Annotated in this window: 20 protein-coding genes; 4 read left to right on the top strand and 16 right to left on the bottom strand. The window is 69.8% G+C overall.

The annotated features are described in order from the left end of the window. Positions 1–117 precede the first annotated feature (117 nt). Positions 118–666, top strand: coding sequence for an amino acid synthesis family protein (locus JJI54_RS16720; RefSeq protein ID WP_203074156.1), 549 nt, complete (start codon positions 118–120; stop codon positions 664–666). 75 nt (positions 667–741) lie between these two features. Beyond that, a complete protein-coding gene (locus tag JJI54_RS16715; protein WP_203074155.1) occupies positions 742–1,383 on the top strand; it encodes a hypothetical protein in 642 nt (213 codons plus the stop codon). On the opposite strand, the gene JJI54_RS16710 is transcribed toward JJI54_RS16715, so the two are convergent. The 10 genes from JJI54_RS16710 to JJI54_RS16665 form a co-directional block, all read right to left on the bottom strand. Continuing rightward, positions 1,384–1,857 (bottom strand): type II toxin-antitoxin system RatA family toxin, encoded by a 474-nt coding sequence (locus tag JJI54_RS16710; protein WP_203074154.1) that lies wholly within the window; start codon positions 1,855–1,857, stop codon positions 1,384–1,386. Between the two features lie 7 nt (positions 1,858–1,864). Continuing rightward, positions 1,865–2,842: a lipoyl synthase gene (gene lipA, locus JJI54_RS16705; RefSeq protein WP_203074153.1), complete on the bottom strand. Its 978-nt coding sequence runs from the start codon at positions 2,840–2,842 to the stop codon at positions 1,865–1,867. Positions 2,843–2,882: 40 nt separating this feature from the next. Continuing rightward, positions 2,883–3,620 carry a class I SAM-dependent methyltransferase gene (locus tag JJI54_RS16700; protein ID WP_203074152.1) on the bottom strand — a complete coding sequence of 246 codons (738 nt, stop codon included), beginning with the start codon at positions 3,618–3,620 and terminating at the stop codon, positions 2,883–2,885. A 79-nt stretch (positions 3,621–3,699) separates the two neighbouring features. Beyond that, positions 3,700–5,094: a dihydrolipoyl dehydrogenase gene (gene lpdA, locus JJI54_RS16695; RefSeq protein ID WP_203074151.1), complete on the bottom strand. Its 1,395-nt coding sequence runs from the start codon at positions 5,092–5,094 to the stop codon at positions 3,700–3,702. A 5-nt stretch (positions 5,095–5,099) separates the two neighbouring features. Continuing rightward, positions 5,100–5,591 carry a GNAT family N-acetyltransferase gene (locus JJI54_RS16690; protein ID WP_203074150.1) on the bottom strand — a complete coding sequence of 164 codons (492 nt, stop codon included), beginning with the start codon at positions 5,589–5,591 and terminating at the stop codon, positions 5,100–5,102. After that, positions 5,588–6,892: a pyruvate dehydrogenase complex dihydrolipoamide acetyltransferase gene (locus JJI54_RS16685; RefSeq protein WP_203074149.1), complete on the bottom strand. Its 1,305-nt coding sequence runs from the start codon at positions 6,890–6,892 to the stop codon at positions 5,588–5,590. Before JJI54_RS16685 ends, JJI54_RS16690 begins: the two co-directional genes overlap by 4 nt. A 17-nt stretch (positions 6,893–6,909) precedes the next feature. Further along, positions 6,910–8,283 (bottom strand): pyruvate dehydrogenase complex E1 component subunit beta, encoded by a 1,374-nt coding sequence (locus JJI54_RS16680; RefSeq protein ID WP_203074148.1) that lies wholly within the window; start codon positions 8,281–8,283, stop codon positions 6,910–6,912. Position 8,284: 1 nt separating this feature from the next. Next, positions 8,285–9,334 carry a pyruvate dehydrogenase (acetyl-transferring) E1 component subunit alpha gene (gene pdhA, locus JJI54_RS16675; protein ID WP_203074147.1) on the bottom strand — a complete coding sequence of 350 codons (1,050 nt, stop codon included), beginning with the start codon at positions 9,332–9,334 and terminating at the stop codon, positions 8,285–8,287. Positions 9,335–9,615: 281 nt separating this feature from the next. Continuing rightward, the gene (locus JJI54_RS16670) at positions 9,616–9,813 is read right to left on the bottom strand and encodes a hypothetical protein (protein WP_203074146.1); all 198 of its coding nucleotides are present in this window, start codon (positions 9,811–9,813) and stop codon (positions 9,616–9,618) included. Positions 9,814–9,902: 89 nt separating this feature from the next. Further along, positions 9,903–10,217, bottom strand: a complete 315-nt coding sequence (locus tag JJI54_RS16665; protein WP_203074145.1) for a hypothetical protein — start codon at positions 10,215–10,217, stop codon at positions 9,903–9,905. 185 nt (positions 10,218–10,402) lie between these two features. Between JJI54_RS16665 and JJI54_RS16660 the strand changes: the two genes are divergently transcribed. Then, complete coding sequence (locus tag JJI54_RS16660) at positions 10,403–11,299, top strand: AraC family transcriptional regulator (RefSeq protein WP_203074144.1); 897 nt, start codon at positions 10,403–10,405, stop codon at positions 11,297–11,299. Between the two features lie 3 nt (positions 11,300–11,302). Here JJI54_RS16660 and JJI54_RS16655 read toward each other — a convergent pair whose 3' ends face one another. The 4 genes from JJI54_RS16655 to JJI54_RS16640 are packed head-to-tail and all read right to left on the bottom strand — an operon-like array spanning position 11,303 to position 14,752. Beyond that, the gene (locus JJI54_RS16655; protein ID WP_203074143.1) at positions 11,303–12,082 is read right to left on the bottom strand and encodes a 3-hydroxybutyrate dehydrogenase; all 780 of its coding nucleotides are present in this window, start codon (positions 12,080–12,082) and stop codon (positions 11,303–11,305) included. After that, positions 12,079–12,831, bottom strand: a complete 753-nt coding sequence (locus tag JJI54_RS16650) for an acetoacetate decarboxylase (protein ID WP_203074142.1) — start codon at positions 12,829–12,831, stop codon at positions 12,079–12,081. Before JJI54_RS16650 ends, JJI54_RS16655 begins: the two co-directional genes overlap by 4 nt. Continuing rightward, positions 12,828–13,583: an acetoacetate decarboxylase gene (locus tag JJI54_RS16645; protein WP_203074141.1), complete on the bottom strand. Its 756-nt coding sequence runs from the start codon at positions 13,581–13,583 to the stop codon at positions 12,828–12,830. The genes JJI54_RS16650 and JJI54_RS16645 overlap by 4 nt, the downstream gene beginning before the upstream one ends. Beyond that, a complete protein-coding gene (locus tag JJI54_RS16640) occupies positions 13,583–14,752 on the bottom strand; it encodes a DUF3734 domain-containing protein (RefSeq protein ID WP_226381830.1) in 1,170 nt (389 codons plus the stop codon). The genes JJI54_RS16645 and JJI54_RS16640 overlap by 1 nt, the downstream gene beginning before the upstream one ends. A 117-nt stretch (positions 14,753–14,869) precedes the next feature. On the opposite strand from JJI54_RS16640, the gene JJI54_RS16635 reads away from it, so the two are divergent. Continuing rightward, positions 14,870–15,913, top strand: coding sequence for a phytanoyl-CoA dioxygenase family protein (locus JJI54_RS16635; RefSeq protein WP_203074140.1), 1,044 nt, complete (start codon positions 14,870–14,872; stop codon positions 15,911–15,913). A gap of 36 nt (positions 15,914–15,949) precedes the next feature. Here JJI54_RS16635 and JJI54_RS16630 read toward each other — a convergent pair whose 3' ends face one another. Together JJI54_RS16630 and eno are read right to left on the bottom strand one after the other, a co-directional pair. Then, complete coding sequence (locus JJI54_RS16630) at positions 15,950–16,312, bottom strand: FtsB family cell division protein (RefSeq protein ID WP_318987520.1); 363 nt, start codon at positions 16,310–16,312, stop codon at positions 15,950–15,952. A 311-nt stretch (positions 16,313–16,623) separates the two neighbouring features. After that, positions 16,624–17,901: a phosphopyruvate hydratase gene (eno, locus tag JJI54_RS16625; RefSeq protein WP_203074139.1), complete on the bottom strand. Its 1,278-nt coding sequence runs from the start codon at positions 17,899–17,901 to the stop codon at positions 16,624–16,626. Positions 17,902–17,926 lie beyond the last annotated feature (25 nt).

Raw genomic sequence — 17,926 nt, 5'->3', positions numbered from 1 at the left:
GAGCCTCGCGCGCGGCCGCGCGGGGATGCCAGCGCATTTCGTTGATGGGCGCCAGAAGCGGGATTGATGGCGCGCACGAACGCGTCAGGATCGGGACCGGAACCGACGGAGGACCCGATGCCCCCCATCCGCAAACTCGCGACCTGGCGGGAGACCGTCTTCGGGGAATTGGGCCACCAGGCGCCTCGCCCCATCATCCGCGCCGTGGCCATGGCCGTGATCGTGAACCCCTTCGCCGGCCAGCCGGGGGTGGAGGACCTGACCACGCTCTGGGAAGCCGGCGCCGCGCTGGGGGATCGGCTGATGCCGGAACTCGCGGCGATGCTGGGCGGCCCGGCCGTCAGCTACGGCAAGGCCGCGATCGTCGGCGTGATGGGGGAGGTCGAGCATGGCGGCGCCCTGGTCCACCCCCGCCTCGGCAAGCCCATGCGCGCCGCGATCGGCGGCGGCGCGGCGCCCGTGCCCTCCGCCGTGAAGGTCGCGCCGCCCGGCACCGCCATCGACATCCCGCTCGGCCACAAGGACGATGCCTGGAGCTTCGCGCATTTCGACACCATCACGGTGACGATGGCCGATGGCCCGCGGCCGAACGAGATCCTGGTGGCGATGGCGCTGGCCGATGGCGGCCGGGTCTGGAACCGCTGCGGGGCCGCGCCGGCCCGCTGAAACGGGACGAAACCAAGCATCCCTGGCCTGCCGCGCCGCCGCGTGGAATTTTCCGCGCCCTGAGGGAGGCACGGCATGAGCGGGCTGACGGCCAGTATCGGCGACCACCTGTCCTTCCAGCGCGAACAGGCGGCCGCGCGCTCCGGCGCGACGGCGGAGGATATCCGCATCAGCCGCCTGACGGGCTTCGACCCGCAGGATGTGATGACCATCCGCAGCCTCTGCGCCGCCCGCGCGGTGCTGCTGGTCTTCCGCTGCCCCAACCTGGCGGCCCGGTCCCTGCACGGGCTGCTGCCCGCCAAGACGGCGGTGACCAGCGCAAAATCCGGCTCCTCCGGCGCGGTCATGGGCGCGAACGGGCTGCTGATGGTCTCCGACTACGACATCATGGGCTGCTGGCGGCAGGAGGGTTCGGGCTTTCGACGGATCCCCATCACCGCCGTGGCGCCGGGCGCGAAATACGGCGCCTGGTCGGCGGAGGCGCGGGAGATCGTGCAGGCGCTGAACCGCAACCTGGTCACCCGCATCCAGCACGGCGCGCAGGATGACTGGCTGGATGCGGAGAGGAACCGCGGCGTGAAGCCCGATGACGGCTTCCTGGCCTTCCGCCTCGGCGTGGCGGAGCCGGTCGCCGGCGCCGCGGGGCTGGAAGGCTTCTACCGCCTCAACGGCCTGGACTGGCCCTACCTGCCCAATGGCAGGCATCGCGGGCGGTAGTCAGGCGGTGGGGGCGGGCGTGGCCGGCGCGGCGGCGGGCGGCGCGCGGCGATACAGCGCGGCCGCGCGGCGTTCGAAGGCGCGCACCATCAGGCGCACCGCCTCGTTGAACACGGTGCCGATCACGGCCTGCAGCAGGCGCGACTTGAACTCGAAATCGACGAAGAAATCGACCTCCGTCCCCCCCGCCACGGGCCGGAAGCGCCAGTGGTTGTTGAGGTAGCGGAAGGGGCCCGTGAGGTAGCGGACATGCACGTGGTGCGGCCGTTCCAGCAGCACCTGGCTGCGGAAGGTCTCCCGGAACATCTTGAAGCCGATGGTGAGGTCCGCGATCAGCTCCTTGTCGGTGCGGGAGATGACGCGCGCCCCCACGCACCAGGGCAGGAACTCCGGGTAGCGGCGCACATCCGCCACCATGTCGAAGAGCTGTTCTTCCGAGTAGGGAAGGACGCGCTTTTCCGCATGCGTCGGCATGGCGCGCTCAGCCCGCCCGCAGCTTCGCCGCGCGGGCGTCGCGCAGCGCCGCGAAGTCACGGTCCGCGTGGTAGCTGGACCGCGTGAGCGGCGTGGAAGAAACGAGGAGGAAACCCTTGCCCCGCGCGGCCTTGGCGTAGTCCTCGAACTCCTCCGGCGTCACGAAGCGGTCCACCGCGGCGTGCTTCACCGTGGGCTGCAGGTACTGGCCGATGGTGAGGAAATCGACCTCCGCGCTGCGCAAATCGTCCATCACCTGCAGCACCTCGATCCGCTTCTCGCCCAGGCCCACCATGATCCCGGATTTGGTGAAGATGGAGGGATCGAGCTGCTTCACCCGGTCCAGCAGCCGGAGCGAGTGGTAGTAGCGCGCACCGGGGCGGATGGTCGGGTAGAGCGCCGGCACGGTTTCCAGGTTGTGGTTGAAGACGTCGGGCCGCGCTTCCACCACCACCTCCAGCGCCCCGTCCTTGCGCAGGAAGTCGGGGGTCAGGATCTCCACCGTGGTGTCGGGCGCCGCCAGGCGCAGCGCGCGGATGGTCCGGGCGAAGTGTTCCGCGCCGCCATCCGGCAGGTCGTCCCGGTCCACGGAGGTGATGACGACGTGGCGCAGGCCGAGCTTGGCGACGGCGTCGGCCACCCGGTTCGGCTCATCGCCATCCAGCGGCTTCGGCATCCCCGTCGCGACGTTGCAGAAGGAACAGGCGCGCGTGCAGGTATCGCCCATGATCATCATGGTCGCGTGGCGCTGGGACCAGCATTCGCCGATATTCGGGCAGGCCGCTTCCTCGCAGACCGTGACCAGCTTGTTGTCCCGCATCAGCGCCTGGGTTTCCCGGTAGATCGGGCTGGTCGGCGCCTTCACCCGGATCCAGGCGGGTTTCCGCTGGATGGGGTTGTCCGGACGGTGCGCCTTCTCCGGATGCCGGTCGGCACCGATGCGGGCGGCGGTCTGGCGATGATCGATTTCGACGCGCGTGGTCATGGCACCGATATAGCGATGGTGCGGCGCGGCGACGAGGGCTTCATGGCTTCACCGCGCGCAGGCTGAGGGAGAGGGGCAGCCAAGGCCTGTCGGGCCAGGTCCACATGCCATCCGCATCCCGCACACTGCCCTCGAACGGTTTCCAGACGAGGCGCGCATGTTCATGCAGCCAGTCCAGCTGCAGGCCCGCGCGGCGCAGCGCGCCGAGGATCTCGGCAAGGCTGTGCGGAAACTCGATGGTCTGCCGATTCGCGAGTCGGGCCGATGTGTCCATGTAGTCGGTCGGGTTGTCGATGGGGACAGGCCCGGGCTCGAAATAGGGGTAGCGCCAGCCGGGGAAGCCGGGGGCCGCGATGCCGCCATCATCGAAGACCCAGGCCACGGGATGCATGTCCGCGAAGTAGAAGGCACCACCCGGCCGCAGGGCGAAGGCGATGGAGGCGGCCCAGGCATCGAGGTCCGGCAGCCAGGTGATGGTGCCCCATGCCGTGAAGACGAGGTCGAAGGTGCCGGCAGCCTCCGGTATCGCGGAAGGCGTCTCCAGCACGTCCGACAGCACGAAGCGCGTGTTGGTCACGCCGCATTCCGCGGCCAGGCGCCGCGCGGCCTCCAGCGCCGGTGGGCTGAAATCCACCCCCACGACCTGCGCGGCGCCGCGCTGTGCCAGCGCGATGCTGTCATCGCCGAGATGGCATTGCAGGTGCAGGATACTGAGGCCGGCGACGTCGCCGATTTCCGACGCCACGATCGGGTCGAGCCGCCCCATGCCGGCGCGCACCGCCGACAGGTCATAGCCCCTCGGCCCGAGATGAACGCCGGTGCGTTCATCCCAATTGGCCTGGTTCAGGCGCCGCCAGTCAGATGTGGATGACCCTGCCATAAGCGTCCAGCACCGCTTCATGCATGGTTTCGGAGACGGTCGGATGCGGGAAGACGGTGTGCATCAGCTCGGCCTCGGTGGATTCCAGGGTGCGGGCGATGCCATAGCCCTGGATCATCTCCGTCACCTCCGGCCCCACCATATGCGCGCCGAGCAGCTCCCCGGTCTTGGCATCGAACACCGTCTTCACCAGCCCCTCGGGCTCGCCCATGGCGATGGCCTTGCCGTTGCCGATGAAGGGGAAGCGGCCGACCTTCACGCTGTGGCCGAGTTCCTTCGCGCGGGCTTCCGTCAGGCCGACGGAGGCGACCTGCGGGCGGCAATAGGTGCAGCCCGGGATGTTCAGCACATCCATGGCGTGGGGGTGCTTCCCCGCGATCGCCTCGATGCAGATGATCGCCTCGTGGCTCGCCTTATGCGCCAGCCAGGGCGGGCCGGTCAGGTCGCCGATGGCATAGACGCCCGGTTCGCCCGTATTGCCGAAGGCGTCGGTGACGATGTGGGTCTTCTCGACCTTGATCTTCGTGCCCTCGAGGCCGAGGTCCTCGACATTGCCGACGATGCCGACGGCGGAGATCAGGCGGTCCGCCACGATGTCCTGCACCTTGCCGCCGGCCTCCACCACCGCCGTGACGCTGTCCGCGCCCTTGCGGATGCCCTGCACCCGCGCGCCCGTCAGGATCTTCATGCCCTGCTTGGTGAAGGCCTTGTGCACGAAGGCGCTGATCTCCGAATCCTCGACGGGCAGGATGCGGTCCATCACCTCGATGAGCGTCACTTCCGCGCCCATGTTGAGGTAGAAGCTCGCGAATTCGGACCCGATGGCGCCGGAGCCCATGACGATGAGCTTCTTCGGCAGCGCCGCCGGCGTCATCGCCTCCCGGTAGGACCAGATCAGCTTGCCGTCCGGCTCCATCCCCGGCAGCACGCGGGCGCGGGCGCCGGTGGCCAGCACAATATGCTTCGCCGCGATCTCCGCCACCGGCTTGCCGTCCTTGGTGACGGAGAGCTTGCCCGGCCCGGCCAGCTTCCCGTGCCCGTCATAGACGGTGACCTTGTTCTTCTTCATCAGGTGCTTCACGCCAGCGGAGAGCTGCCCCGCCACGCCGCGCGAGCGCTTGATGACCTTGGCGAAATCGAAGCGGATATTGTCGGCCGCGAAGCCATAGGCATCGAGCGAGTGCAGCAGGTGGTTGATCTCGCTCGCGCGCAGCAGCGCCTTGGTCGGGATGCAGCCCCAGTTCAGGCAGATGCCGCCCAGGTTCTCGCGCTCCACCAGCGCCGTCTTCATGCCGAGCTGGCTGGCACGGATGGCGGCGACGTAGCCGCCGGGGCCACCGCCCACCACCACGATGTCGAAGCTGTCGGCCATGCCCGTCACCCCTTTGTTGCGGCAAGCGCGGCCAGCGCCTCGCCGGTCACGCGTTGCACGCGCCATTCATCCATGCCGCGCGCGCCGATCTTCCGGTAGAAGCGGATCGCGGGCTCGTTCCAGTCCAGCACCTGCCATTCCATCCGCTTCCAGCCGCGGGCGATGCAGATGCCCGCGCAGTGGCGGAAGAAGGCCTCCCCGATGCCGAGGCCGCGGTGCGCCGGCTCCACGAAGACATCCTCCACATAGAGGCCGTGCCGGCCCGTGAAGGTGCTGAAGATCGGGAACCAGATGCATTGCCCGACCGCCCTGCCCTCGATCTCCGCGAGGACGCAGAACACGGTCGGGTTCGGGCCGAACAGGGCCTGGCGGAAATCCTCCTCCGTCCCCACGGCCTCATGCAGCAGTTTCTCATACTCCGCCAGCGCCCGGACCAGCCGGTTGATCTCCGGTAGGTCCGCCTCGGTCGCGTCGCGGAGCGAGAAGGCCCTGCTCACAGCATCAGGCTCAGCGGCTCCTCGACGATCCGCTTGAAGGCCTGGATCCACTCGGCGGCCAGCGCGCCATCGACGACGCGGTGATCGACGGAGAGCGTGCAGGTCATCACCGTGGCGATGGCCAGCGCGCCATTCTTCACCACCGGCCGCTGCTCACCGGCCGAGACCGCGAGGATGCCGGCCTGCGGCGGGTTGATGATGGCGGCGAAGTCGCGGACCCCATACATGCCCATGTTGGAGATCGAGAAGCCGCCGCCCTGGAACTCCTCGGGCTTCAGCTTGCCGGCCTTGGCGCGCGCGGCCAGGTCCTTCATCTCGTTGCTGATCGCGGCCAGGCCCTTCTGGTCCGCCTTGCGCACGATCGGCGTGATCAGCCCGTCCGGGATGCTGACGGCGACCGAGATATCGACGTCGTGGTACTGGATGATCGCGTCGTCGGTCCAGGTGGCGTTGACGTTGGGGAAGCGCCGCAGCGTCACCGCCGCCGCCTTGATCACCAGGTCATTGACCGAGAGCTTGAAGGCGCCCGGCCCATCCTTGGGCGAGGTCGCGTTCAGCTGCGACCGCAGCTTCAGCAACGCATCGATCTCGATATCCATCGAGACGTAGAAATGCGGCACCGTCTGCTTGGATTCAGACAGCCGCCGCGCGATGACCTTGCGCATGGTGCTGTTCGGCACGGCGGTGTGCGGCGCCGTGATGACGGGCGCGGCCGGCTTCGGCGCCGGAGCGGGTGCAGCGGCCGGCGCGGGCGCGGCAGCCGGCGCGGGCGCCGCCGCGGCGGGCGCGGGCTTCGCCGCCGGGCCCTTGGCCAGCGCGGCGTCCACATCCGCCTTCACGATGCGGCCATTCGGGCCGCTGCCCGCGATGGCCGAGAGGTCCAGCCCCGCCTGCTCCGCCATGCGGCGCGCGAGCGGGGAGGCGATGACGCGGCTGCCGGAAGCGGCCGGGGCCGCCGCCGGGGCAGGCGCTGCCGCCGGGGTGGCCGGCGCGGGCTCCGTCTTCGGCGCCACCGCGGCCGGGGCGGGCTTGGCGGCGGGCGCGGCATCCGCGCTCTCCCCCGCCTCCACCAGCACCGCGATCACGTCGTTCACCTTCACGCCCGCCGTGCCGCCGGCGACGACGATCTTGCCGAGGATGCCCTCATCCACGGCTTCCACTTCCATCGTCGCCTTGTCGGTCTCGATCTCGGCGATGATGTCGCCGGCCTTGACCTGGTCGCCTTCCTTCTTCAGCCAGCGCGCGAGCGTCCCCTCCGTCATGGTCGGGGACAGCGCCGGCATCAGGATGTTCGTCGCCATCGTCCTGCTCCCTCCCCTTACTTGTAGGTCACGCGCTTGACGGCATCGACCACCTGCTCGAGCCGCGGCAGCGCCAGCTTCTCGAGGTTGGCGGCGTAGGGCATGGGAATGTCGAGGCCCGCGACGCGCACCGGCGGCGCATCGAGGTCGTCGAAGCAGTTCTCCATGATCTGCATCGCGACCTCGCTGCCGATGCCGGCATAGGGCCAGCCCTCTTCCAGCGTCACGATGCGGTTGGTCTTCTTCACGGACCGCACGATGGTCTCGGTATCCAGCGGCCGCAGGCTGCGGAGGTTGATGACCTCCGCGCTGATGCCCTGCGCGGCCAGCGCCTCGGCCGCCTGCATGGCGAGCCCCACCATGATGGAGAACGCCACGATCGTGACGTCGGTCCCTTCCCGCTCCACCTTCGCCTTGCCGATCGGCAGGATGAAGTCATCCGCCGTCGGCATCTCGAAGGTCTGGCCGTAGAGGATCTCGTTCTCCAGCACGATCACCGGGTTCGGGTCCCGGATCGCGGCGCGCAGCAGGCCCTTGGCATCGGCCGCCGACCAGGGCGCCACCACCTTCAGGCCCGGGCAATGCGCGTACCAGCTGGCGTAGCACTGGCTGTGCTGCGCGGCGACGCGGCTGGCGGCGCCGTTCGGCCCGCGGAAGACGATCGGGCAGCCGAGCTGGCCGCCCGACATGTAGAGCGTCTTCGCCGCCGAGTTGATGATCTGGTCGATCGCCTGCATGGAGAAGTTGAAGGTCATGAACTCGACGATCGGGCGCAGCCCCGTCATCGCCGCGCCCACCGCCATGCCGGTGAAGCCGTGCTCCGTGATCGGCATGTCGATCACGCGCTTCGGGCCGAACTCGTCCAGCAGCCCCTGGCTGATCTTGTAGGCGCCCTGGTACTGGCCGACTTCCTCGCCGATCAGGAACACGTCCTTGCTGGCGCGCATCTCCACCGCCATGGCGTCGCGCAGCGCTTCCCGCACCGTGATGGCCTTGGTCGGGCCCCAATCCTTCTCCGCCGCCGGGGCCTTGGCCTGGGCGGGGACGGTGATGGGGCTCGCGGCCGTCGCCTTGGCGGCGACCTCCGCGTGATCCTCGGCCTTCGGCGCCGGGGCCGCGACCTCGCGCTGCGGCGCGGCCTTGGCGGCGCCGGCGCCGCCATTCAGCTCCGCGATCGGCGTATTGACCGCGACGCCTTCCGTGCCTTCCGGCACCAGGATGGCGGTCAGCGTGCCCTCATCCACCGCTTCCACTTCCATCGTGGCCTTGTCGGTCTCGATCTCGGCGATCACGTCGCCGGCCTTGATCGTCTCGCCTTCCTTCTTCAGCCAGCGGGCGAGCTTGCCCTCCGTCATGGTGGGGGAAAGCGCGGGCATCAGGATCTGGGTCATCTCAGCGGCCCCCAGCCACCACGGAGGAATCATCGATCAGCACGTCGGTCCAGAGCTCGCTCTCATCGGGCTCCGGGCTGGTCTGGGCGAAATCGGCGCTGTCCTGCACGATCGCCTTCACCTCGTCGTCGATCACCTTCAGCTCGGCCTCCGCCACGCCGTACTGGTCCAGCAGCAGGCGGCGCGCCGTCTCGATGCAGTCATTCTGCTCCCGCATCTTCTGCACCTCCTCCCGCGTCCGGTACTTGGCCGGGTCGGACATGGAGTGGCCGCGGTAGCGGTAGGTCTTCATCTCCAGCAGGTAGGGGCCGTTGCCGGCGCGGCAGTGGGCGACGGCGCGCTCCCCGGCCTCCCGCACCGCGATCACGTCCATGCCGTTCACCTGCTCGCCCGGGATGCCCCAGGGGCTGCCGTTCTTCGACAGGTCCTTGGACGCGCTGGCGCGGTCCACGCTGGTGCCCATGCCGTACTTGTTGTTCTCGATCACGAAGATGCAGGGCAGCTTGAACAGCGCGGCCAGGTTCAGGCTCTCATAGACCTGGCCCTGGTTGGACGCGCCCTCGCCGAAATAGGTCACGGCGACGGCGCCGTCCTCCCGGTACCAGTTCGCGAAGGCGAGCCCGGCGCCGAGCGAGACCTGCGCGCCCACGATGCCGTGGCCGCCATAGAAGCCCTTCTCGCGGGAGAACATGTGCATGCTCCCGCCCTTGCCCTTGGAATAGCCGCCGATGCGGCCCGTGAGCTCCGCCATCACGCCGCGCGCTTCCATGCCAGTGGCCAGCATGTGCCCGTGGTCGCGGTAGGAGGTGATGACCTGGTCGCCCGGCTTCAGGCAGAGCTGCATGCCGACCACGACCGCTTCCTGGCCGATATAGAGGTGGCAGAACCCGCCGATGAGGCCCATGCCATAGAGCTGCCCGGCCTTCTCCTCGAACCGGCGGATCAGCAGCATGTCGCGATAGGCGCGCGTCAGCTCCGCCTTGCTGATGGCGGGCTCATTGCCCTTGGGTGCCCCCTTGCCCCGCGGTTTGCGGGCGGCGGTCTCGGCCATGCGGTATCCTCCTCAGGGCTTGCCTTCTTTTTCGCATCTACGCGGCCCCGATGGCCTGCGCAAGGCGGCATGCGGCGCGAAAAGCGTTGATGCTGCAACGCAATACCACAATTAACCGAGTTGCGGTTAATCGTCATTCCGGTCGTGATGACGCCGTCCTGCAACGCCCGGAAGCGGCTTGGGATGCGAGCCGAAAGGCATGGACCGCCGATCCTGAAGGATGATGCGCGGCAGGCCGCGCGGCTGCCACTTTGTTGCCGGAACGGCCCGTGCGGCGCCGCTCAGCGGTGCCAGCCATGCCCCGGGGGCTGCGTCAGCGGCAGCGCTGCCTGGTCCATCAGCCCCCGCACCCGCTCGATCCGGGCGGAGAGGCCCTGGCTCAGCGGCACCGCGAAGCCGATGCCGAGCGTGGTGCCGATAGCCAGCACCGCCAGCAGGGTGACAGCGTGAAGGACAAGGCCGCTGCGGCTCGCGATCATCGGGGGCTCCCTCGGAAGCGTGACGATGACCGCAGGATGCGAAGGAATCCTTGCCTGCCCCTGTTCCCGCCGGAACAGGGCGGCCAGGCTCAATCCGCCGTGCCTTCCAGCCCCCAGGCGGGCGCCGCCCGGCCGGCGCGCGGCAGGGCCCAGGCGATGATGGCATCCACCCAGGCCACCGGGTCGCGGCGCGGGTCATAGGTGTGGCGATGGGCGTGCAGCAGCAGCAGCGCGGCCTCCGCGGCGGGTTCGGGGGCGCGTCCCTCGGCCGTGGCCGCCGCCGCGGCCCGCGCCGCCACGAAGGCCAGCGCCTCGCGATACGGCACCTCCGCCCCCGCCTGGGCGGCGCGCAGCTGGTCGCGCAGCGCACCGGCGGCGGCCGGACTGACCGGTTCCCGAATCATCACCGCTGGCTCCCCAACCTCACGGCGACGAGCATGGCGGAGGCGGCGCGCCCCGTTCTTGCACGGCGATGCCGAAGCCTTGTGCCGCCTTGCCGCGGAACCTGATTGACGGGCGTCACGGCGCCTCGTCATGCTGCAGCGCGAAAGGCACTGCCCGGCGGGGGCGGCGCGGCGGGAGGCCATCGGTGCAGCCAGGCGAAGCGGGGCTCCAGAGCCTCGCCCAGTTCTACAGCCATGGCGGCTACGCGCCCTTCCTGCGCGCGATGCATGTCGCGGGCTCCGCCGGCGTGCCGCTGGTGCGCTTCGCCCAGCCGGGCGGCGAATTCCCGGACCCGCCGACCCCCGACTACACCCTTGCGATCAACGAGACGGGGCGCGGCCGGCTGCGCTTCGACATCGGCCTCGGCCGGCGCGAACAGCCCTTCCGGCGCGGCGACCTGGTGCTGAAGCCGCCTGGCGTCCCGACCTTCTTCGCCAATCACCAGCCGCATGCGAAAAGCTTCATCAGCCTGCAGCCCGCCCTGGTCGCAACCCTGGCGCGGGAAGCGACGGGGCGGGATGCGCCGGATTTCGGCCGGCTGCATGAAGCCGCCTTCCCCTCCGCCGTCATTGCCGGGCTGCTCGACATGATGTGGGCGGAAGCCGCCCATCAGGGACCGGCGGCGCGGCTGTTCAGCGATGGCGCGGTCATCGCGCTGGTGGCCACGCTGCTGCGCCTGGCCCGGCCGGAGTCACCGCCCGCCCCCCTGCCCCAGGGCCTGGCGCCGGCCCGCCTGGCGCGGGTGCGGGACTGGGTGCAGGCCAACCTCGCGGAGCCCTTCGGCCTGGCGGAGATGGCGGCCAGCGCGGGTCTGTCCGCCTTCCATTTCAGCCGCGCCTTCAAGCTCGCCACCGGGCAGACGCCGCGCGCCTATGTGCTGGCGCGGCGGCTGGACCATGCGCGGGAATTGCTGGCGGACCCGTCGCTGCCGCTGGCGGAGGTCGCGCAGCGCTGCGGCTTCGCCGACCAGGCGCATTTCACCACGCAGTTCCGCCGCGCGCTCGGCGTCACCCCCGGCGTGTGGCGGCGCGGCCGGCGCTAGCCGCTATTCCATGCACCAGCCATGGGAGACGATGAGGGACTGGCCCGTCATCGCATTGCTGCCGGCGGCGGCGAAGAACAGCACGGCCTCCGCCACGTCCTCCACCGTCGTGAACTCGCCATCCACCGTCTCCTTCAGCATCACGTCGCGGATGACCGCTTCCTCGCTGATGCCGAGCGCCTTCGCCTGCTCGGGAATCTGCTTTTCCACCAGCGGCGTGCGGACGAAGCCGGGGCAGACGGTATTGGCGCGCACGCCATGCGCCGCCCCTTCCTTCGCCACCACCTTGGCCAGCCCGATCAGCCCGTGCTTGGCGGTGACATAGGGCGCCTTCAGCTTCGACGCCTCCTTCGAATGGACGGAGCCGATATAGACGATGCTGCCCCGCCCGGCGGCGTACATGGGCCTGAGGCAGGCGCGCGTGGTCAGGAAGGCGCCGTCCAGGTGGATGGCCAGCATCCGCCGCCAGTCGGCCAGCGGGAAATCCTCCAGCGGATGCACGATCTGGATGCCGGCATTGCTGACCAGCACGTCGATGCGGCCCAGCTTCGCCAGCACGGCCGCGATGCCGGCCTCCACCTGCGCCTCGTCGCTGACATCCATGGCGATGGCCGTGGCCGCCAGGCCGTCGGCGGCGAATTCCGCCACCGTCTTCTCGGCGGCCGGCAAGGCGAGGTCGGCGATGACGACATGCGCGCCCTCCCGCGCCAGGCGATGGGCGATGGCGCGACCGATGCCGCTGGCGGCGCCCGTCACGATGGCGACCTGGTCCTGCATCCTCATGGCATGTCCCTCGCGGCGATGTAGTCATGCACGACCTCGCCCAGATCGAGCGTGAGGTCGGCGATGAGATGGGTGGCGGCGACGACCTCCCGCACCGGCAGGTCCGCCACCGGCGCCAGCGCATGCGGCGCCAGCTCCAGCGCCGCGGGGCCCGTCCAGCCGCCCTTCAGCTGGATGTCGGAGAGGCGGTAGCGCACCAACTCGCAGATGCGCGGCGTGCCATCGACATGCGGGATGATCTTCAGCAGGAAGCCCGGCTCCGCCAGCGCGGCGCGCAGCGTGGCCTCGGGCAGCGCGCGGTGCTTGTAGCCCATGCTGCCGGTCGCGACGCGCACCGGCCCGTAGTCCAGCGTGCCGAGCAGCGTGTCGCGCTCCACCCGCAGCGAGGGCTGCGCCAGCTTCTTCGGGAAGCCCCACAACTCACGCCCGCCCGCGATGGGCGGGTCGTCGTCCAGGAACATGGCGTGCACGTAGCCGCCATGCTGGTCGCCGAGCCGCACGGGGATAACCTGGCCGCTTTCGGTGTAGTCGCCGAAGCCGGTGCTGTCCGGCATGCGGATGAACTCGTACTTCACCAGCGGCTCATCGAATTGGAGCGGCTTCGGCACCACACGCCGCAGCGCGTCGGGGTCCGTGCGGTAGGTGATGATGAGGTATTCGCGGTTCACGAAGCGATACGGCCCCATCGGATACGACGGGCTGGTCAGCGGCATCGCGAAGGCGCGGGCGCGAATCTCGTCCCGTGTCATGCCGCCTCTCCTTCCGCGAGGTAGTCGTGCAGCACGCTGCCGGGCTCCAGCGTCGCATCCACCACCACATGCGTGCCGCGCAGCACCTCCCGCACCGGCAGCTCCGCCAGTGGCGCCAGCGCGTGGGAGGCGAGCGTCAGCGCGGCCGGCCCGGTCCAGGCGCCGCGCAGCACGACATCGCCGAGCTGCCAGCGCACGAGTTCGCAGATGCGCGGCCGCCCATCGACATGCGGGATGATCTTGAGCGTGACGCCAGGCCCCGCGACCTCCGCCAGCGCCTCCGCCGCGTCCAGCGTGCGATGCTTGAAGCCCATGCTGCCGCGCGCCACTGCGACAGGGCCGATATCCAGCGCGCCCAGCAGCGTGTCCCGCTGTACCGTCAGCGACGGCTTCGCCAGCTTCTGCGGAAAGCCCCACAGCTCCCGCCCGCCGGAATTGGCGGTGTGGCTGTCCACCAGCATGGCGTGGACATAGCCCGCCTGCGTGCCATCCGGCAGCCGCACCTGGATGATCTGCGCCGCGAGCGCGTAGTCGCCGAGGCCCGTGCTGTCCGGCATGCGGATGAACTGGAAGCGCGCCTCCTCCCCCGCCGGCACCAGCGGTTCCGGCACCAGGCGACGCAGCGCGGCTGGGTCGGTTCGATAGGCGATCACCAGATACTCCCGCCCGACGAAGCGATACGGGCCGCGGGGGTAGGAGGGGCTGGTGCGCGGCATGGCGAAGGCGCCGGCCAGGACGTCCTCCGCCTCCATCACGCCGCACCCTTGCGGCGCGGCGCCTCGGTGGCCGGTTGGGTCCGGCGGGGCCGCAGCACGTCGAAGGTGCGCGCGCCGACCTCCTTCGGCATCGGCTCCAGCCAGGGCGATGCCATCAGCGTCGCCGTCGCGTCCGACAGCCCCTGCGCCCAGCGTTCGCGCATGGTGCCGCGGCTGAACTCGTAGTCCTTGCTCTGCCCCTGCGGCTCCGCGGGGCGATAGATGATCTGCGCGATATCCATCGTCGTCACGCAGCCGAAATTGTAGAGGAAGCGCCCCTCCGGCGTGTCGCGCAGCTCCGGCGGCAGCTTCTCCCACAGCGTGTTAATGTTGTGCCGCACGTCATGCATGGCGCGGACGGTGTCGGACGCCGCGCGGGTGCGGCTGCTGTAGCGGATGTCCTTCTCCCGCTCCGCCACTTCCTCGAGTGTCGTCGGCAGCTTGCCTCGGGCATGGAAGACGTCGACCTGGAAGGTCAGGCGCGATCGCCGGGGGATCCTCTCCAGCACGTATTGCAGCGGGGTGTTGGAAACGAGGCCGCCATCCCAGTAATGCTCGCCATCGATCTCGACCGCGCCGAAGCCCGGCGGCAGCGCGCCGCTGGCCATGATGTGCTCCGCGCGGATCGGCGTCGTCGCGCTGTCGAAATAGGCGAAGTTGCCGGTGCGCACATTCACCGCGCCAACGGATAGCCGCATGGGCCCGTGGTTGATCCGGTCAAAATCGACCAGCGATTCCAGCGTGCCCTTCAGCGCGGCGGTGTCGTAGTAGCTGACGGGCGGCGTGGCGCCGAACCAGGCCATGGCGGGCTGGGGCGCGAAGAAGCCGGGCTGGCCGAGCAGCAGCGCCTGCGCCGCCGCCACGCTGCGCCGCTGGCCGGGCGGCGGCACCAGCCCCTCCAGCCAGCCGGCCCAGAAGCCGCGGGGCTCCGTCACCGTCTCCCAGAACAGCCGCAGCCGTTCCACGCGGTGTTCGGGCGCATTGCCCGCGATGATCGCGGCGTTGATGGCGCCGATGGAAATGCCCGCGACCCAGTCCGGCTCGTAGTCCGATTGCGCCAGCGCCTCATAGACTCCGGCCTGGTAGCTGCCGAGCGCCCCGCCCCCCTGCAGCACCAGCGCGACCTTCTTGTCGTAGCCCGGCGGGCGGGGCGGAAAGGCGGCCATGCGGGGATCTCCTTCGCGATCGGCGGCGATGCGGGTTTTTCGCGGCGCCGGCGGCCCCGGTTACGCGCTGTTTCGCCCGGCTGGAACGCCATGCCGCAACGCGCTAGGTAGCAGGTCATGTCCGGCCCCCTCGCGCTGTTCCGCTGGCTGCTCCTGCCGTGGCACGCCCTGCGCGTGGCCAGCAGCGACAAGGCGTTCCGCGACAATCCCGTCATCGGCAGCCCGCGCCTCAACCGGCTCGGCCTGCACATCGCCCGCAAGCGGCTTGCGCATCGCATGGCCGCACGCCGCCGCGCCGCCATGGCGGCCCTGCTGCCGGAGGAGCAGCGCGCCGCCTTCCTGCGCGACGGCTACCTGGTGATCCCGGACTTCCTGCCGCCCGCGACCTTCGAGGCGATGCGCGCCGAGGTGATGGCGCGCGAGGCCCGCGCGCGCGAATCGCTCGACGGCTACACCATGACGCGGCTGATCCCGCTGGATGCCGTGGCGCTGCGGGAGATGCCCGCGACGCGCGGCGCGCTGCTGACGCCGCGCTACCTCGGCCTGCACCACTACATCGGCAGCTTCCGCCGCCTGCCCTGGCTTTATGTGCAGACCATCTTCTCCGGCGTGCGGGAAGGCCCGCCGGATGTGCAGAGCTTCTACCACACCGACACCTTCTTCCCGACGGTGAAGTCCTGGCTGCTGCTGACGCCGGTGAACCAGGCGGAGGCCGGCTTCACCTACATCCCCGGCAGCCACCTGCCGAACCGCCGGCACCTGGCCTGGGAACGCCGCGTTTCCTACACCGCTCATGAGGCGCGGGACCGGCTGACCGGGGAGGGTTCACTCCGCATCTCGGAGGGGGAACTGGCGCGGCTTCGCTACGCGCCCCCGCGCAAGCTGGAAGCGCAGCCCAACACGCTCATCATCGCCGATACCAGCGGCTTCCACCGCCGCGGCCTCAGCGAGGGTTTCGCCTGCCGCATCTCCATCTGGGCCCGCAGCCGCGGCACGCCCTTCATCCCCTGGGCGGGCGGGGATCTGGCCATCGCGCCGCTGCGCGGCGTGGGCACGCGCGCGCTGGGCTGGCTGGACCATGCGGTGAAGCGGCTGCGCGGGCGCGACAATGGCTGGCGCTTCGCCGGCACGCGCCGGCCGGCGGACCCGCCCGCCGCCTGACCGCGCGCGGGCCCGGCCGGAGCCCGCCGGGCGGGTTCAGAACAGGCGGCGTTCCGGCCCGTAGGGCACCACCAGCTCATCCTTGCCGACGAAGTTCAGCAGCTGGCGCGCCCGCTCATCCAGCTGGTCCCGGTCCAGCCGGTCGCCGCGCATCCCCTGCACCCGGCGTTCCCAGCTTTCCAGCTCCGCGCGGCTGCGTTCCAGCTCCTGCCGCGCATCGGCCAGCAATTGCAGGCGCTGCTCGCTGGCGATCAGCCCGCGTTCGCCATGCACCGCATGCCAGATGAAGTAGCCGCAGGCCGCCAGGAACAGCACCGGCAGCACCGCGCTCCGCAACCCTCGCCCGATCGCCGCGAGGATCCCCTCGCGCCGTTCCGGCACCCCGTAATCGTCATTCACGTCCTCGAGCCCCCCCGCCCGTCTCCGCGACGCCAAGAAAACAGGAGATTGTATCCCTGTCCAGCGAAAGAGAGTTAACCGGCGCCGCCTGGAGCCTGCCAGGCGCGGATAGAAGCGCCTGCCGGACTCCAGCGTTCTGTTCTCTCGTGCGATTCACGCCTTTCGGCGATTCCGCCTCAGCCGATCGCACTCTGAAGCACCATCCGATCAAGCTGAATCAGCCTGATCGGATTTCGTGCTTTAGAAACAATAGCTTCTAGAGCACGAGAGCCGTCCGACTGGACGGATCGTGCTTCGGCGCCGGTTCGCCCTCAGCGGCGGAGGACGGAACGCCCGGCGTAGCGCGCGGCGCTGCCCAGTTCCTGCTCGATGCGGATCAGCTGGTTGTACTTCGCCATGCGGTCGGACCGGCTGAGCGAGCCCGTCTTGATCTGCCCGCAATTGGTGGCGACGGCCAGGTCCGCGATGGTGCTGTCCTCGGTCTCGCCCGACCGGTGGCTCATCACCGCCTTGTAGGCGGCGCGATGCGCCGTCTCCACCGCCTCCAGCGTCTCCGTCAGGCTGCCGATCTGGTTGACCTTCACCAGGATGGCGTTGCCCGTCGCGCTCTCGATGCCCCGGCGCAGCCGCTCCGTGTTGGTCACGAACAGGTCGTCGCCCACCAGGTTCACGGTCTTGCCGAGCTTGTCCGTCAGCAGCTTCCAGCCCGCCCAGTCATCCTCGGACATGCCGTCCTCGATGGAGACGATCGGGAACTTGGCGCAGAGGCCGGCGAGGTAGTCGACCATGCCGGCGCTGTCGAGCTTCTTGCCCTCGCCTTCCATGTCGTAGATGCCGTCCTTGTAGAACTCGGTCGCCGCGCAATCGAGGGCGAGCATGATGTCCTCGCCCAGGCGATGCCCCGCCTTCTCGCAGGCCTTGGCAATGAAGCCGAGGGCCTCCTCCGCGCTGCCGATATTGGGGGCGAAGCCGCCCTCGTCGCCGACATTGGTGGAGAGGCCCGCATCATGCAGCGCCTTCTTCAGCTGCATGAAGACCTCGGAGCCGATGCGCACCGCATCGGCCACCGTGCCGGCGGCCACCGGCATGATCATGAATTCCTGGATGTCGATCGGGTTGTCCGCGTGCTGGCCGCCATTGATGATGTTCATCATCGGCACCGGGAGCGTGCGGGCGAAGACGCCGCCGACATGGCGATAGAGCGGGATGTCGAGATCGACCGCCGCCGCCTTCGCCACCGCCAGCGACACCGCCAGGATGGCATTGGCGCCGAGGCGGGACTTGTTGGGCGTCCCGTCCAGCTCGATCATCGTCTCGTCGATCTTGACCTGGTCATAGGCGTCCATGCCGCCGATGGCGTCGAAGATCTCGCCCTCGACATTGCCGCAGGCCTTGCGGACGCCCTTGCCGCCGAAGCGGGCCTTGTCGCCGTCGCGCAGCTCCACCGCCTCATGCGCGCCGGTCGAGGCGCCGGAGGGGACGATGGCGCGGCCCCGCGCCCCGCTGTCCAGCACCACCTCCGCCTCCACCGTCGGGTTGCCGCGGCTGTCGAGGACCTCGCGGGCGATGATGTCGGCGATGGCGGCCATGATGCACTCCGGGGTGGGGTGGGAT

The sequence above is a fragment of the Falsiroseomonas ponticola genome (assembly GCF_016805305.1).
Classification (GTDB): Bacteria; Pseudomonadota; Alphaproteobacteria; order Acetobacterales; family Acetobacteraceae; genus Falsiroseomonas; species Falsiroseomonas ponticola.
The sequence above is the reverse complement of the archived record's forward strand: the minus strand, read 5'-3'. Positions and strand labels throughout refer to the sequence as shown.